Origin of the sequence: Thalassospira sp. MBR-102, assembly GCF_040549275.1 — a bacterium.
In the GTDB taxonomy this organism is placed as follows: domain Bacteria; phylum Pseudomonadota; class Alphaproteobacteria; order Rhodospirillales; family Thalassospiraceae; genus Thalassospira; species Thalassospira xiamenensis.
On sequence record NZ_JBEPTC010000002.1, the window covers coordinates 324,250 to 337,952 of the forward strand.

Below are 13,703 nucleotides of genomic sequence, written 5' to 3' on the forward strand. Positions count from 1 at the left end.
TTCTGATGCTGTCACGCAGAGACATGCTTAAAGGTTCGCTTGCTGCCGCTGCCATCGGGGCGACGGCCAGCACCGTTTTTATTCCATTGCGCGCCGCGGCCAAGGCACCATTGGTTGGCACACAGGCGCCGGGCTATTACCGCCTGATGGTGGGCAACGTCGAAGTTACCGCACTTTCGGATGGCACCGGGCAGTTTCCACTTGCCGATCTGTATCTCAATACCAGCCCCGAACACGCACGCACGGCCCTTGCCAATGCATTTCAGGGAACTCCGACATCGACATCGGTTAATGCCTATCTTCTGAATTTTGGTGACCGTCTTGTTTTGCTTGATGCTGGGACCAGCGACCTGTTGGGACCGGAACTTGGTAAATTGCCGGACAATATCATCGCATCGGGCTATCACCCCGATCAGATCGACGATGTGGTGATCACCCACATTCATACAGATCATACCGGCGGACTGACGTTTAACGGCAAGAAAGTCTTCCCCAACGCCACAGTGCATGTACCGAAACTCGATGCCGAATACTGGCTGAGTACAGAAAATCGGAACAAGGCACCGGAAAGTGCAAAGCAATATTTTGATCAGGCCGTCCTATCGACAAAGCTTTATAGCGAAAGCGGCACACTTTCGACTTACGAGGCCAATGCATCACCCGTTCCGGGCCTGATCAATTCAACACATCGTCCGGGTCATACACCGGGCCACAGTGCACTTTGGTTTGAAAGCAAAGGCGAGAAGTTTGTTTATTGGGGCGACATCACCCATGGTGATGTCATTCAGTTTGACGAACCGGGCGTCTCGATTGCCTTTGATGTTGATCCAGATCAGGCGATCATCACCCGTGAAGCCGCCTTTGCCGAAGCCGTATCAGAAAAATATCTGGTTGCCGGGTGCCATATCGCCTTCCCGGGCATTGGTCATGTCATCGAAGACAGCACGATGTATGACTGGGTGCCCATGAACTATCGCGCTGACGTCTGATCCGACTTCCCCCGACCCGCGCTTAAGACGCCAGGCGAAAAAAGGGCGACCTGCATCACGCAGGCCGCCCTTGATTTCCGTCATCAACAGAACCGGCTATTCCGGCATCCCGGCACGGATCCACTGCCCCAGTTGCCCCCGTTCCTCGTCCGTCATTTCGGTCATATTGCCAAGCGGCATGGCACGCCCGATGACGGCCTGCGCTAGAACGCGCTGCGCATTGGCTTTGACCTGTGCGATGTCGTCAAACATCACCCCCATCGGGGCTTCGTCAAAACCTTCATCGGTCGGGCTGGCAGAATGACAGGCCGTGCAGCGGGTCTGAACAATCGCCAGCGCATGATCGGCAGTGATGATTTCCTGATCGGCCAGCTTGGCGGCATCGGGATCATAGGACGCAAACATCGCTAGGATCGCCATGCCCACCGCAGCCGATGGCAGTTGCCATGCAATCGCCTTGCCGCTGCCCCCGGCATTACGCGTGTTAAAGAAATGACGCACCAACCCACCAATGATCAGGATCAGACCGACAATCAGCCACGACTGATCATGGGAAAACAGCATCGAATAATGGTTGCTGATCATCATCAACAAAACCGGCAGGGTCAGATAGTTGTTATGCGTGGACCGTTGCTTGGCCTGCAATCCCAGGGCCGGATCGGGTTTCTCGCCCGCCATCAGGCTGGCGACGACCTTTTTCTGGTTAGGGATAATGATGCGAAACACGTTGGCAGCCATGATCGTGCCCAGCATCGCACCAACATGGATGAACGCCCCACGACCACTAAACACATGGGTAAAGCCATAGGCCGCAACCATCGCCAGAATGAACACGCCAATCGCGAGTTTTCCGGTGCTTTGGCCAATCGGACTTTTGCACATCAGATCGTAAATCACCCAACCGGCAAACAGGCTGGCAAGCCCGATCAGGATGGCATCCCATTTGCCAAGCGGCATGACATTCGGATCAATCAGATAGCTTTCGGCACTCCAGTAATACATTGTCACCAGAAGCGCAAAACCGGTCAGCCAGGTGAAATAGGCCTCATACTTGAACCAGTGCAGTTCGGGCGGCATGGATTTCGGCGCAACCATCCATTTATTAACATGGTAAAACCCGCCGCCATGGACCATCCAGGCTTCGCCATAAACGCCTTCATCTATGCCCGGACGCTTACGCAGGCTCAGATCCAGCCAGACGAAGTAAAAGGATGAACCGATCCACGCGATACCGGTAATCAAATGCGCCCAGCGCAGGATCAGATTGATCCAGTCCTGAAACAGAATATCCACCCGTTGAAACCTCCGTCTTGCCGGGCGTCGTTCATACCGCCCCGCTGTCCCCTTGCCGGTTATACGCATCATGCGACCGCACTGATCCGGAATTATTCCAATCAGAGTCCTAACATAGCGTATCCGGGTGCTCTATTATTAAGGGCAGGTGCATAATCGAAATGACTTTCAAGTTATTTTTTAAAATGGCACAGTAGCCGTCAGGATTTGGAAACACACAAATTCAGAAAATAAAAAAGCTGTATCAGGAGCCCGCAACCCATGTCCGACTTTGAGGACATCCAGATTTTTGTCCGCGTAGCCGAACTTGGAAACCTGTCTGCCGCCGGGCGCGAGCTGCGCCATTCGGCGGCGGTCGTTTCAAACCGGATTGCGCGCCTTGAAGAACGGCTCGGCGTGCGGCTTTTGAACCGCACCACACGCCGGGTGAACCTTACCACTGAGGGCGATGTTTATTACCGGCACTGCCTGCGCATTCTGGCCGAAATGCAGGAAGCCGAAAATGCCATCGCCAATCAGAAAAACACCACGCGCGGTCCGGTAACGCTGACCTGCCCGATTGCATTTGGCAACAAATATGTCGCCCCTATCATCCCGAAGTTTGTTGAGAAAAACCCGGACGTTCAGATCAGACTACACCTTTCCGACCGGTTGCTTGACCTGCTTCAGGACAAGGTCGATCTCGCCATTCGCATTGCCGAGTTAAAGGAAAGCTCGCTGATCGTGCGCAAGCTTGCAGCCAATAAACGTATGCTGGTGGCAAGCCCGGCCTATCTGAAACGACATGGCATTCCCAAGGCGCCGGGCGATTTGTTGCATCACAACTGCCTGTTGTTGCGTTTTCCGGGATCACGGCAATATCAATGGACCCTGCATGGTGCCAAAACGGAAGGCCCGGTAACCCTGTCGGTTTCCGGATCCATGGATTCAGACAATGGTGAAGTGCTGACCCGCTGGTGCCTTGATGGGCATGGCATCGCGCTTAAATCCCACTGGGAAGTCGGCGACCATATCCGCAACGGCCAGCTTCAGGTGGTTCTGCCCGATTATACGCCTCCAGCCCATGCGGTTTACGCGCTTTATCCAGAAAACCGTTACCTGCCAACACGTGTGCGGGCCTTTGTCGATTTTCTGGTAAGCGAGTTTGGCGGGACACCGCCATGGGATAAGAGCTGATACAAATCCGTATATCCACAAAACGCTCCGATAGATGCAAGGCGTTTTGAGGCTTTTGTTTGTATTACTTTTTGATTTCGGACAGATACCCACCCAGAACAGCCGCGACATTGAAACCGATGACGTCATGGGCATAACCACCTTCCATGACAAAGACGGTTTTCAATCCCAATCGCCCGATCATCTGGCCAATCCGTTTAAAATCATCGGTTTGCAGCTTGAAATCGCACAGCGTTTCGGCCTCATGAGCATCAACGCCGAGCGCGATTACCAAAGCTTGCGGCTGCCAGATGATAATTTTTTGAATAGCTCTTGCAAAACCTTGTGACCACGGCCCGAAATCCGATCCGCCGGGAAGCACGATATTCAGGTTCGCCCCCTGCCCGTCCAGACGACCGGTTTCGTTTTCATAACCCATAAAGAACGGGAATTGATGCTTGGGATCTGCGTGGATCGACACGGTCAGAGCATCACCACGGTCATAGAAAATATCCTGCGTTCCGTTACCGTGATGGTAATCGATATCAAGAATCGCGACCTTTTTCGCACCTTTGGTAATCATCTGCTGGGCGGCAATGGCAGAGTTATTAAGGAAGCAATATCCGCCATAACGATTGGCATGTGCATGATGCCCCGGCGGGCGGGTCAGGGCAAAGGATGCCTCGCCATCGTTCCAGACGGCATCGGCCGCCGACACAACGGTTTGTGCGCCCCAATAGGCCGCCTTCCATGTCCCCTTGGTGATCGGGGTATCCGATGAAATGGCATATTGCCCAAGACGCGCGCTGATATGAGCGGGATGACCACCGGAAAAACCGGCTGTCGGCCAGACATAGGGAAAAGCATCATGATCATTGCCTGCGGCATTCCAGTCCGCCCAAGCGTTTTCAAGAAAGGACAGATAATCCGCATCATGAATGGCGGCAATCGGAGCCATGCCATGATCGGTCGGGTCAACCAGCTGCGCCTGTACGGAATGGGCCACCGCATCGCGGATGATTGCCATCCGGCGGGAATTTTCAAAGCATGGAATCAAACGCCCATGCTGCATTTCACCATTCCCGTCATGGGCATCGTGGCGGGAATTAAAAAACACACGCATGACTGACTTCCTTTCCGGCAAAGGCGATAAGGGGCATCTATCCCCTTATCGTAGCAGAAAGTTCTTAACAGGTAGCTATTTGCGCGCGGTGCTGTACAGCAGTTCGGCGATGGTATCGAGGAACCCGCCCAGCTGCTTGCGCAGATTTTCAGACTCCCGCGCCAGTTTGCCCGCCATATCGCGGGTGGTATCGGCGGCCTCGCCAGTCTGACCGGCCATTTCGGAAACCACGGTGATATTGTCGGTCACTTCCTGTGCGCCGCTGGATGCCTGTTCGACATTGCGGGTGATGTTTGATGACAATGCCGTCTGGGTTTCAACATTATTCGAAATCAGATCCGAACGGATGGCCAGATCATCAATGACAGATGCAATCTCGCGGATCGAATTGACCGATGCCTCAATTGCATTCTGAATATCCTGAACTTTTTCCTCGATCGATTCCGTTGCCTTGCTGGTCTGGTTGGCAAGGCCCTTGACCTCGTTTGCAACCACGGCAAAGCCCTTGCCCGCCTCGCCTGCACGGGCCGCCTCGATGGTCGCATTCAGAGCCAGAAGGTTGGTCTGTGCCGCGATGTCGCGGATAAAGCTGACAACTTCGACAATCTCGCCTGCTGCTGCTTCGAGCTGGCCGATACGCCCATCCGTTTCCTGTGCCAGGCCATTCGCACGATTGGCAATTTCTACCGATTCACGAGCCTGATCGGCAACAGTGCGGATCGACTGATTGAGTTCTTCGGATGCCTCGGACACGCCAGCAACATTGGCCGCCGTTTGACGGGCCGCGGCGGCAACGTTTGTCGAACGCGAACTGGTTTCATGTGCAATACGATTGGCGTCACCCGATGCGCTTGAAAGCGCACCCGCGGCCTCGGCAATCTGATCAACGGCTTCGAATGAACCGCTTTTGAATTCTTCAACGATGGTATTGAAACCGGTCAGTTTTTGTTCAATCGACGCGGTCGCCGCATTGATTTTCTGTGCCGACGTCAGATAGGCCCCGACAAGCCCGGTTTCGACAATCCGACGATAATACCGGTTTTCAGAAACAGCCCCCATCGATGCAGCACTTTCGCGCAAGAAAGCGTCATTTCGGTCAATCAACCTGTTGATCGCGATGAAAAGTTCGCGCATGTCGGGATGACTGTCGACGCTGGTTATGCGCGCTTCGTAATCACCTTCGGCTGCGGCCAGAACAACGTCCAGTGCCTTTTTGATCCCCGATTTGCTAGAACCACCAAATAGCGACATTTTGAAACCTCGAATTAGCAAACAGCCTAAAGGCTTTGAATGAATTTGTCGTATGCCAGACCGGCATCTGAAAGCTTTTGCGCCAGAGCTTTTTCCGCGGCGATCATGCCGTCCTTACGGTTGGCGGTGCTTTCTTCGATCTGGCGGAGTTCCGCATAAAGCGGGATGATCGTGTCTTTAAGAACCTTTGGATCAGCCACCCGACGGTTCGAGTGGTAGCCGATGATTTTGCCATTCGCGTCAAGACTGGGCGTGATATGGGCGTACACCCAGTAATGATCGCCATTCTTTGACATGTTGACGACATAAGCGAAAATCTCGTGACCGGCGGCTATTTCATCCCACAGCAATTTGAAAACACAGCGCGGCATATCGGGATGACGAATAAGCGAATGAGGCTGCCCGAGAACTTCCTTTTCATGGTAGTCAGATAGACGCAGGAAAACCTCGTTCGCATATGTAATCCGGCCTTTAAGGTCAGTTTTGCTGACGATCAGTTCTTCCGGCTCGAAATGACGTTCCTTGCCCGTTGGCTTGGCCCTGACTGGCGTTTGGCTCACGTTTCTTTCCCCGATTTTCTGTCCGATTACCTGCTATTTTAGATCACAGCAGTTTGAATGCCCGGATACCATGTAACGATATATCCGCGAATGATAAATGTAAAATATCCATGTGATACATAGACTAAGCGCGATGATAAAAATTAGATAAATATAATTGGCCCCCACAATCCCAACATACAATAGTAGGATCGACCAACGATCATGTCTTGTCAGGCGGTCATCCTTTTGATCTTCTGATAAGGGGGTGTTTGCAGGGAAGCAACATGACAAAAGATCTTCGGGACTTTCCATTTCGCGTGGTGATCCATGAAAAGCGCTCTGCCCAGGGCGTGCTTGACTGGCTGGACAAGAATATCCGCAGCGACAGATGGACCATGGGCATTCGCAATATCGAACTGCCGCGCGCGACCCAATCCGCCCCCATCGTCGATCTGGTGATCTATTTTTCCCGGCGGGAGGATATGGAGCTTTTTCGCGAACGCTGGGCGGGTAAAACGCGCGAGCACAAGGTCAAACTGAAATTCTGGCGCGCTGCACTTTATGCCTTGCTACACCCGAAGATGGAAATGATCGCCTACGAAAAAGTCGATGACAGCCCGAAACGCATCCGTCCGGGTGATACGGAAACAAGCATCAAGAAGCCCTGAAACGAAACAACCCCGCACATCAGATGCGGGGTTGTTCAGTACGTCGCCGTTACAGGACGTGCAAATCGTGATTATTTCGGCAGTTCGGCATCAATGCCTTTGATGTACCAGTCCATGCCCAGAAGCATTTCGTCGGTTGCATCTTCGCCTTCCTTGATGCGCAATTCGCCAGCCTGATCATAGATCGGGCCTGCGAACGGATGAATTTCACCTGATGCGATCTTGGCTTCGGTTTCTTCGGCCAGTGCTTTTACGTCGTCCGGCATGTTGGTGTAAGGTGCCATGTCCACCATACCGGAATCAATACCGCCCCATGTGTCGATTGATTCCCAAGTACCATCCATGACAGCCTTGGCGCGTGCGACATAATATTCATCCCAATGGTCAACAATCGCGGTCAACTGTGCCTTCGGGGCGAATTTGATCATGTCGGATGCCTGACCAAAACCGACGATACCGCGGTTCTCGGCAACCTGAAGCGGAGCCGGGCTATCGGTGTGCTGGACCATGATGTCAGCACCCTGATCAATCAGGGCCTTGGCTGCGTCGCCTTCTTTGCCCGGATCGTACCAAGTGTTTGCCCAGACGATTTTGACTTTCACATCCGGGTTAACCGACCATGCACCCAGCATGAAGGCGTTGATGCCACGAACAACTTCCGGGATCGGGAACGAACCGACATAGCCGACAATGTTCGACTTGGTCATTTTACCAGCGATCACACCAGCAACGTAACGGCCTTCATAGAAACGTGCGGCATAGGTCGAAACGTTTGCATCACGTTTGTAACCGGTTGCATGTTCGAATTTCACATTCGGGAACTGCTTGGCGACCTTGACAGTCGGGTTCATGAAACCGAACGAGGTGGTGAAAATCAGGTTATGGCCGGTCTGGGCCAGCTGACGGATCACACGTTCAGCATCGGCACCTTCCGGAACGCTTTCGACGTAACTGGTGGTGGCATTGTCACCAAGGGCCGCTTCGATTGCCTGACGACCGATGTCGTGACGATAGGACCAGCCATGGTCACCAATCGGGCCGACATAAACAAAGCCGGCTTTGACGTCTTCAGCCTGGGCTGCACCCATGCCGAGTGCAAGTGCACCGGTTGCCACAACGGCGGCAAGCGTGCGCTTCACGAGGTTTGCATTCATTATCTGGTCTCCCTGTTAATCAGCTAATCAGGATTTAAACCCAATTGTTTACGCAATCAATGACGTGTTCTTGTCCAGACCAAGACTCAGCCAAACCGGCCTGATGATATCCAGAGATGATATTCAGACCGGCTTGATTGAGTTTTGGTCCGATACGCACTTCCTCCCACCGGGTCGGAGAATCTTTTGGCGTCCCCCGATCCCGTTTCACCGCCCCTATTGTGCGGGCCGGAACGCCTGCCCGATACAGGCAGGTGCATTCAATCTGATCTTGGCGCGATCACTGGAAATGATCACCAGAACAATCACGGTCGCAAGGTAAGGCAACATCGACATGAATTGTGACGGGACATGAACACCCGCACTTTGCGCATGGAGCTGCAATACCGAAATAAGCCCGAACATATAGGCCCCCGCCAACAATCGCCCCGGACGCCATGTTGCAAACACCACAAGTGCCAATGCGATCCAGCCACGGCCCGCGGTCATGTTTTCGGCCCACATCGGCGTATATGACAGTGACAGATACGCCCCGGCAAGCCCCGCCATTGCCCCACCAAACATGGTCGCCATATAGCGGATTTTGATCACCGAATAGCCGATGGCATGCGCGGAATGATGAGAATCACCAACCGCCTTGAGTATCAATCCGCCACGGGTCCGTGACAGGAAAAATCCGACCGCAATCACCATCACAATCGACAGATAAACCAGAAAATCCTGACCAAACAGAATTTCACCAACCAGCGGAATATCGGTCAGAACCGGGATATGAAGCCCCGGAAGCGGTTCAATCGCAAAACCGACAAAGCCGGAGCCAACAAGCGCTGAAAAACCGACCCCGAATATGGTCAGAGCCAAACCCGTTGCCACCTGATTGGCCATAAGGGTCAATGTCAGGAAGGCGAAGATCAGCGACATCAACATCCCGGCAATGATCGCCGCCAGAATACCCAGAATAGCCGATCCGCTTGACGCGGTAACCGCAAAGCCGGAAATCGCACCAACCAGCATCATGCCTTCTACGCCAAGGTTCAGCACACCGGATTTTTCGGTGATCAGTTCGCCGGTCGACGCCAGCAAAAGCGGGGTCGATGCCGTAATCACAGTCAGCATCAGTGGAATGAGCCAATCCATTATGCGGCCTCCCCTTTGGCAGCAGGGGTTCCGAAACGAACCCGGTACTTGGTCAAAACATCACATGCCAGCAGGAAGAACAGCAAAATCCCCTGGAACAGGCCGGTTACTGCATTTGGCAGCCCCAACGTAATCTGGGCCAATTCCCCCCCTAGGTAGGTCAGCGCCATGATCAGCCCACCAAACAGAATACCCAGCGGATGCAACCGCCCAAGGAAGGCAACGATAATCGCGGTAAAGCCATAACCGGGCGATATGGCGGGTTGCAACTGACCGATAGGTCCGGCAACCTCAAACAGACCGGCAAGACCGGAAAGACCGCCGCCCAGCAACAGGGTAAACCAGACCATGCGTTTCTGCCGGAACCCAACATGACGCGCGGCCTGCGGGGCCTTGCCCACCACGCGCAACTGGAACCCGATCACGGATTTCGACAGCAAAATCCACCCGGCAATCACCACCAGTACCGCAAAGGCCGTTCCAAGGTGGACCCGCGTCCCGTCATAAATGATCGGCAACAGGCCTGCATCCGGGAACGGGCGGGATTCAGGGAAGTTGAATCCTTCGGGGTTGCGCCACGGCCCATGCACAAGGAAGCTCAGAAACAGTGTTGCGACATAGGTCAGCATCAGGCTGGTCAGGATTTCGTTGGCATTGAATCTGGTGCGCAAAAGCGCCGGTATCGCCCCCCAGAAGGCCCCGCCAATCGCCCCAAGAACAAACATTGCGGGCAAAAGGAACATGCTTTCACTGTCATGAAAATACAGCGCAAGACCACCGCCGAATATGGCGCCCATGGTCAATTGACCCTCGGCACCGATGTTCCAGACATTGGCGCGGAACCCCATCGACAGCCCGATGGCAATGATCACAAGCGGAGTTGCCTTAACAAACAGTTCCGAAAGTCCGTAGCTGTTGTTGATCGGCAGGATGAAGAAAGTATAGAGCGCATCGAACGGGTTCTTGCCCATAAAGGAAAAGATGATCCCGCCGACAAACAGCGTCGTGAGAATTGCCAGAACCGGCGACAGATAAACCATCGCCTGACTATGCTGGCGACGGGGTTCAAGCCTGACCAACGTGATCTCCTTCGATAAGCTCTTTCGTCTTCAGGGTTACGTCGCCGTCCAGATCGTGAAGTCCCCCCATCAACAAACCGATTTCCTCGACACTGACGTCGGCCATCGGCCGCGGGGCGGACATCTTGCCTTCGGCCATCACCACCACCTGATCACAGATGGCGAAAATCTCGTCCAGATCCTGCGAAATCACCAGAACCGCCGTGCCCTTCGCCGCCAGATCAAGCAATGCCTGATGGATGGCACTTGCCGCACCGGCATCCACACCCCAGGTCGGTTGGGAAATCACCAGTACGCCCGGATCCTGAAGGATTTCACGCCCGACGATGAATTTCTGGAGGTTTCCCCCCGAAAGGCTTCCGGCCTCGGCCGAGGCACCGGTGGTGCGTACATCAAATGTCTTGATGATCTTGTCGGCAAAGGTACGGGTCGGCACTTCGCGGATCAGACCACGTGCAGACAACGCCATACGACGAAACGCTGTTAAAAACCCGTTTTCCGACAGGCTCATATCAGGAACGGCACCATGCCCGTTACGTTCTTCGGGCACAAACGCAGCGCCAAGCCGACGGCGGCGGCGCGGACCAAAATGCGCAACCGGATTGCCATCAATTTTGATGCAGTCCGGCGTGCCGATGATTTCGGTTTCGCCGGCCAGTGCCTGAAACAGCTCGTTCTGGCCATTGCCGGCAACACCGGCAACCCCCATGATTTCCCCGCCCCGCACCTTAAGACCAATCCCCTTAAGGTCGGTGCCGAATTGTTCGTCGCTGATCAGTGAGAGATCGGAAATATCAAGACGCACATCGCCGAATTTGCGTGTCCCGCTGCGATCAGGTGCGGTCAGTTTCTGGCCGATCATCATTTCGGCCATGGATTTCGCCGTTTCCGCGCGCGGATCACACCCGCCAACGACCTTGCCGCCGCGCAAGACGGTCGCCTTCTGACACAGTGCTTTGACTTCGTGCAGCTTGTGGCTGATATACAGGATCGCGCAACCTTCATCTGCAAGACGGCGCAATGTTTCAAACAGCTTTTCGACTTCCTGCGGGGTCAAGACCGATGTCGGCTCGTCCAGAATAAGCAGTTTTGGATTTTGCAGAAGGCATCTGACGATTTCGATCCGCTGACGTTCACCAACCGAAAGTGTATAGACATGCCGATCTGGATCAAGCGGCAGACCATAGGTCTTTTCGACCTCGATCACCTGCTGACGCAGGGCGGCCATATCGCGCACGTCGTTCATCGCCAATGCGATGTTTTCCAGAACCGTCATGGTTTCAAACAGCGAAAAATGCTGGAATACCAGCCCAATGCCCATTTCGCGTGCGTCATGCGGGCTATGGATCGTGACCGGCTTTCCTTCCCACAGCAATGCGCCATGATCGGCCTGCAACACGCCATAGATGATTTTCACAAGCGTACTTTTACCCGCGCCATTTTCCCCCAGAAGGGCATGGATTTCGCCAGGTTCGATACGGAAACTGATATCGTCATTTGCCAGACAGCCCGGAAAGGCCTTGGTCACACCGCGCACTTCAAGCTGTGCCGGTTTCACCGCGCCTGTCATCACCAAGCCTGTATCTGAGCCGGTATTCCCGGTCCTTGACGTCACTGCTGCCACCCCTATTTTGCGATCCGATCACGCGCACCGTTGGTATTACCCGTTCACGGTTTGCTAATCAAACGGTCTCAATACGCGATTTTATCTTCTTTGGCATCCCAGGCCGCAAAGACATCACGCGCTTCCCCTAAATCCAGATGTTCGCAAGGCAGGCTCCGATCCGGGATCGGTTTTGCCACTTCATCATACAGGAATTGATCGTCAAAGCCGATTGCCGCGGCATCTTCGCGGGAATTGGCATAATAGATTCGGTCAAGACGGGCCCAATAGATCGCGGCAAGGCACATCGGGCAGGGTTCGCAACTGGTGTAAATCTCGCATCCGGCAAGATTGAAGGTACCAAGCTTTTCGCAGGCCGCGCGGATGGCACTGACCTCGGCATGGGCGGTCGGATCGTTGCTGGATGTGACATTGTTCCATCCTTCGGCAACGACTTCACCGTTCCTGACAATGATTGCCCCGAACGGACCGCCACAGCCTTCTTCCATTTTTGCCCGCGATAAATTCACGGCATGGAGCATGTGTTCATGCTTGGCACCACACACAGCCAAATCTCCCTATATGAACTCCTGATCCGGTGAACGGATCCTCCTGATCAGGCCACTATTGGCGCGGCCCTTTATCATTTATATGCCTTGCAAAGAAGGCCTTTATCATCCGGCAAGGCCGTCTTGTGCGACCCTGTTCACCAGATTTTGCGCCATTCGTGCTTCACGCACGGACAGCAATTGCACCGCGACCGATGCCGCGATGATTGCCGGTTGTTTGCAGGCAATGCCTTGAATTCCAATCGGGCATGTCAAACGACCGATTTCCGCATCACCCAACCCACGATATTTTAATCGCCGGACAAAACGCGCGCGTTTGGTTTGGCTTCCGATCATGCCGACAAAACCAAGATCATCCTGCATCAACGCCGCCCGGCAGATGTCAAAATCCTGTGCGTGACTGTGCGTCAGGATGAGTGCGAAGGCACCAGACGGCATGTCGCCCACCTCGTCCTGTGGCCTATCGCTTTGATGCAGATGCAGTTTTGCTGTTTCTGGCAGGGTCAGGTATTCATCACGCGAATCGATCAGATGAAGATCGAACGGCAAGGGTGCCAGTGCCTGAACAATCGCCTGCCCGACATGCCCGGCACCAAACAGCCAAAGCGGTGTTGCCCCGTCGTCAAGCCGCAAGCAAAGTTTCCGTTCCTCGCCCGCCCCCGACAAACCGCCGCGCACACCTGTAAAAAGATGATCCAGTGCTTCGGCATCCGCAGCGCTGGCAGTTTCAAGATGTCGGCTTTCGCCCATCGGCAACAATACCCAGTCACCATGACCAGTACCGGCGCGGTTTTGTGTGCTGCTTATTGCGGTGGCCAGCTGATGCTTTTGTATCGGGTTCAGCCGGTGAAATGCAATATCGACAGCGCCCCCGCAACATTGCCCAAGCCCCGGCCCCAAGGGGAACGGGACCAGTTCCGCGATGATATCGCCCTGCGAGGCAAGAGTTTGACGGGCACGCAATGTGACCTGATGTTCCAGATTGCCGCCGCCAATCGTTCCGGCAATGGCATTTTCGCTGACCAGCATAAACGCCCCTGCCTCCCGCGGGGTAGACCCGCGAATGGCCGCCACACTGATTAGCATCACCGGATCAGGGGACTGCAAAACAGCAATATGGGCGTCATGGGACAGGCGCAT

At 54.3% G+C, this 13,703-nt stretch carries 13 protein-coding genes; 3 read left to right on the forward strand and 10 right to left on the reverse strand.

Features of this window, described 5'->3' with window-relative positions; translation table 11 throughout:
- Positions 1-5 precede the first annotated feature (5 nt).
- Positions 6-989 (forward strand): MBL fold metallo-hydrolase, encoded by a 984-nt coding sequence (locus ABIE64_RS04835; protein ID WP_354376787.1) that lies wholly within the window; start codon positions 6-8, stop codon positions 987-989.
- A gap of 96 nt (positions 990-1,085) precedes the next feature.
- Here ABIE64_RS04835 and ABIE64_RS04840 read toward each other — a convergent pair whose 3' ends face one another.
- Positions 1,086-2,354: a urate hydroxylase PuuD gene (locus ABIE64_RS04840; protein WP_354376788.1), complete on the reverse strand. Its 1,269-nt coding sequence runs from the start codon at positions 2,352-2,354 to the stop codon at positions 1,086-1,088.
- Between the two features lie 189 nt (positions 2,355-2,543).
- Between ABIE64_RS04840 and ABIE64_RS04845 the strand changes: the two genes are divergently transcribed.
- Positions 2,544-3,458 (forward strand): LysR family transcriptional regulator, encoded by a 915-nt coding sequence (locus tag ABIE64_RS04845; RefSeq protein ID WP_354376789.1) that lies wholly within the window; start codon positions 2,544-2,546, stop codon positions 3,456-3,458.
- 64 nt (positions 3,459-3,522) lie between these two features.
- Here the strand turns inward: ABIE64_RS04845 and ABIE64_RS04850 are convergent, their stop codons facing one another.
- From ABIE64_RS04850 to ABIE64_RS04860, 3 genes are all read right to left on the reverse strand, one after another.
- Positions 3,523-4,560 carry a histone deacetylase family protein gene (locus ABIE64_RS04850; RefSeq protein WP_354376790.1) on the reverse strand — a complete coding sequence of 346 codons (1,038 nt, stop codon included), beginning with the start codon at positions 4,558-4,560 and terminating at the stop codon, positions 3,523-3,525.
- Between the two features lie 75 nt (positions 4,561-4,635).
- Positions 4,636-5,811: a methyl-accepting chemotaxis protein gene (locus ABIE64_RS04855; RefSeq protein WP_007088851.1), complete on the reverse strand. Its 1,176-nt coding sequence runs from the start codon at positions 5,809-5,811 to the stop codon at positions 4,636-4,638.
- 26 nt (positions 5,812-5,837) lie between these two features.
- Positions 5,838-6,371, reverse strand: coding sequence for a PAS domain-containing protein (locus ABIE64_RS04860; protein ID WP_007088850.1), 534 nt, complete (start codon positions 6,369-6,371; stop codon positions 5,838-5,840).
- Between the two features lie 266 nt (positions 6,372-6,637).
- Between ABIE64_RS04860 and ABIE64_RS04865 the strand changes: the two genes are divergently transcribed.
- Positions 6,638-7,021, forward strand: coding sequence for a hypothetical protein (locus tag ABIE64_RS04865; RefSeq protein ID WP_110252403.1), 384 nt, complete (start codon positions 6,638-6,640; stop codon positions 7,019-7,021).
- A gap of 71 nt (positions 7,022-7,092) precedes the next feature.
- Here the strand turns inward: ABIE64_RS04865 and ABIE64_RS04870 are convergent, their stop codons facing one another.
- From ABIE64_RS04870 to xdhC, 6 genes are all read right to left on the reverse strand, one after another.
- On the reverse strand, positions 7,093-8,175 hold the full coding sequence (locus ABIE64_RS04870; RefSeq protein ID WP_174441863.1) for a BMP family ABC transporter substrate-binding protein: 1,083 nt from the start codon (positions 8,173-8,175) through the stop codon (positions 7,093-7,095).
- A gap of 216 nt (positions 8,176-8,391) precedes the next feature.
- Positions 8,392-9,312, reverse strand: a complete 921-nt coding sequence (locus tag ABIE64_RS04875) for an ABC transporter permease (protein WP_354376791.1) — start codon at positions 9,310-9,312, stop codon at positions 8,392-8,394.
- Positions 9,312-10,391 (reverse strand): ABC transporter permease, encoded by a 1,080-nt coding sequence (locus ABIE64_RS04880; protein ID WP_354376792.1) that lies wholly within the window; start codon positions 10,389-10,391, stop codon positions 9,312-9,314. The genes ABIE64_RS04875 and ABIE64_RS04880 overlap by 1 nt, the downstream gene beginning before the upstream one ends.
- A complete protein-coding gene (locus ABIE64_RS04885) occupies positions 10,378-11,961 on the reverse strand; it encodes an ABC transporter ATP-binding protein (RefSeq protein WP_354376927.1) in 1,584 nt (527 codons plus the stop codon). The genes ABIE64_RS04880 and ABIE64_RS04885 overlap by 14 nt, the downstream gene beginning before the upstream one ends.
- Before the next feature lie 122 nt (positions 11,962-12,083).
- Complete coding sequence (locus ABIE64_RS04890) at positions 12,084-12,536, reverse strand: nucleoside deaminase (RefSeq protein WP_037987646.1); 453 nt, start codon at positions 12,534-12,536, stop codon at positions 12,084-12,086.
- Between the two features lie 132 nt (positions 12,537-12,668).
- A complete protein-coding gene (gene xdhC / locus ABIE64_RS04895; RefSeq protein WP_354376793.1) occupies positions 12,669-13,703 on the reverse strand; it encodes a xanthine dehydrogenase accessory protein XdhC in 1,035 nt (344 codons plus the stop codon).

What these genes read in the sequence shown, in the direction of transcription:
- ABIE64_RS04840 (WP_354376788.1), bottom strand. Translation starts at nt 2,354, where the DNA reads ATGATGCGTATAACCGGCAAGGGGACAGCGGGGCGGTATGAACGACGC.
- ABIE64_RS04875 (WP_354376791.1), bottom strand. Translation starts at nt 9,312, where the DNA reads ATGGATTGGCTCATTCCACTGATGCTGACTGTGATTACGGCATCGACC.
- ABIE64_RS04885 (WP_354376927.1), bottom strand. Translation starts at nt 11,961, where the DNA reads ATGACAGGCGCGGTGAAACCGGCACAGCTTGAAGTGCGCGGTGTGACC.
- ABIE64_RS04865 (WP_110252403.1), top strand. Translation starts at nt 6,638, where the DNA reads ATGACAAAAGATCTTCGGGACTTTCCATTTCGCGTGGTGATCCATGAA.
- ABIE64_RS04870 (WP_174441863.1), bottom strand. Translation starts at nt 8,175, where the DNA reads ATGAATGCAAACCTCGTGAAGCGCACGCTTGCCGCCGTTGTGGCAACC.
- xdhC (WP_354376793.1), bottom strand. Translation starts at nt 13,703, where the DNA reads ATGCGCCTGTCCCATGACGCCCATATTGCTGTTTTGCAGTCCCCTGAT.
- ABIE64_RS04855 (WP_007088851.1), bottom strand. Translation starts at nt 5,811, where the DNA reads ATGTCGCTATTTGGTGGTTCTAGCAAATCGGGGATCAAAAAGGCACTG.
- ABIE64_RS04850 (WP_354376790.1), bottom strand. Translation starts at nt 4,560, where the DNA reads ATGCGTGTGTTTTTTAATTCCCGCCACGATGCCCATGACGGGAATGGT.
- ABIE64_RS04845 (WP_354376789.1), top strand. Translation starts at nt 2,544, where the DNA reads ATGTCCGACTTTGAGGACATCCAGATTTTTGTCCGCGTAGCCGAACTT.
- ABIE64_RS04890 (WP_037987646.1), bottom strand. Translation starts at nt 12,536, where the DNA reads ATGCTCCATGCCGTGAATTTATCGCGGGCAAAAATGGAAGAAGGCTGT.
- ABIE64_RS04835 (WP_354376787.1), top strand. Translation starts at nt 6, where the DNA reads ATGCTGTCACGCAGAGACATGCTTAAAGGTTCGCTTGCTGCCGCTGCC.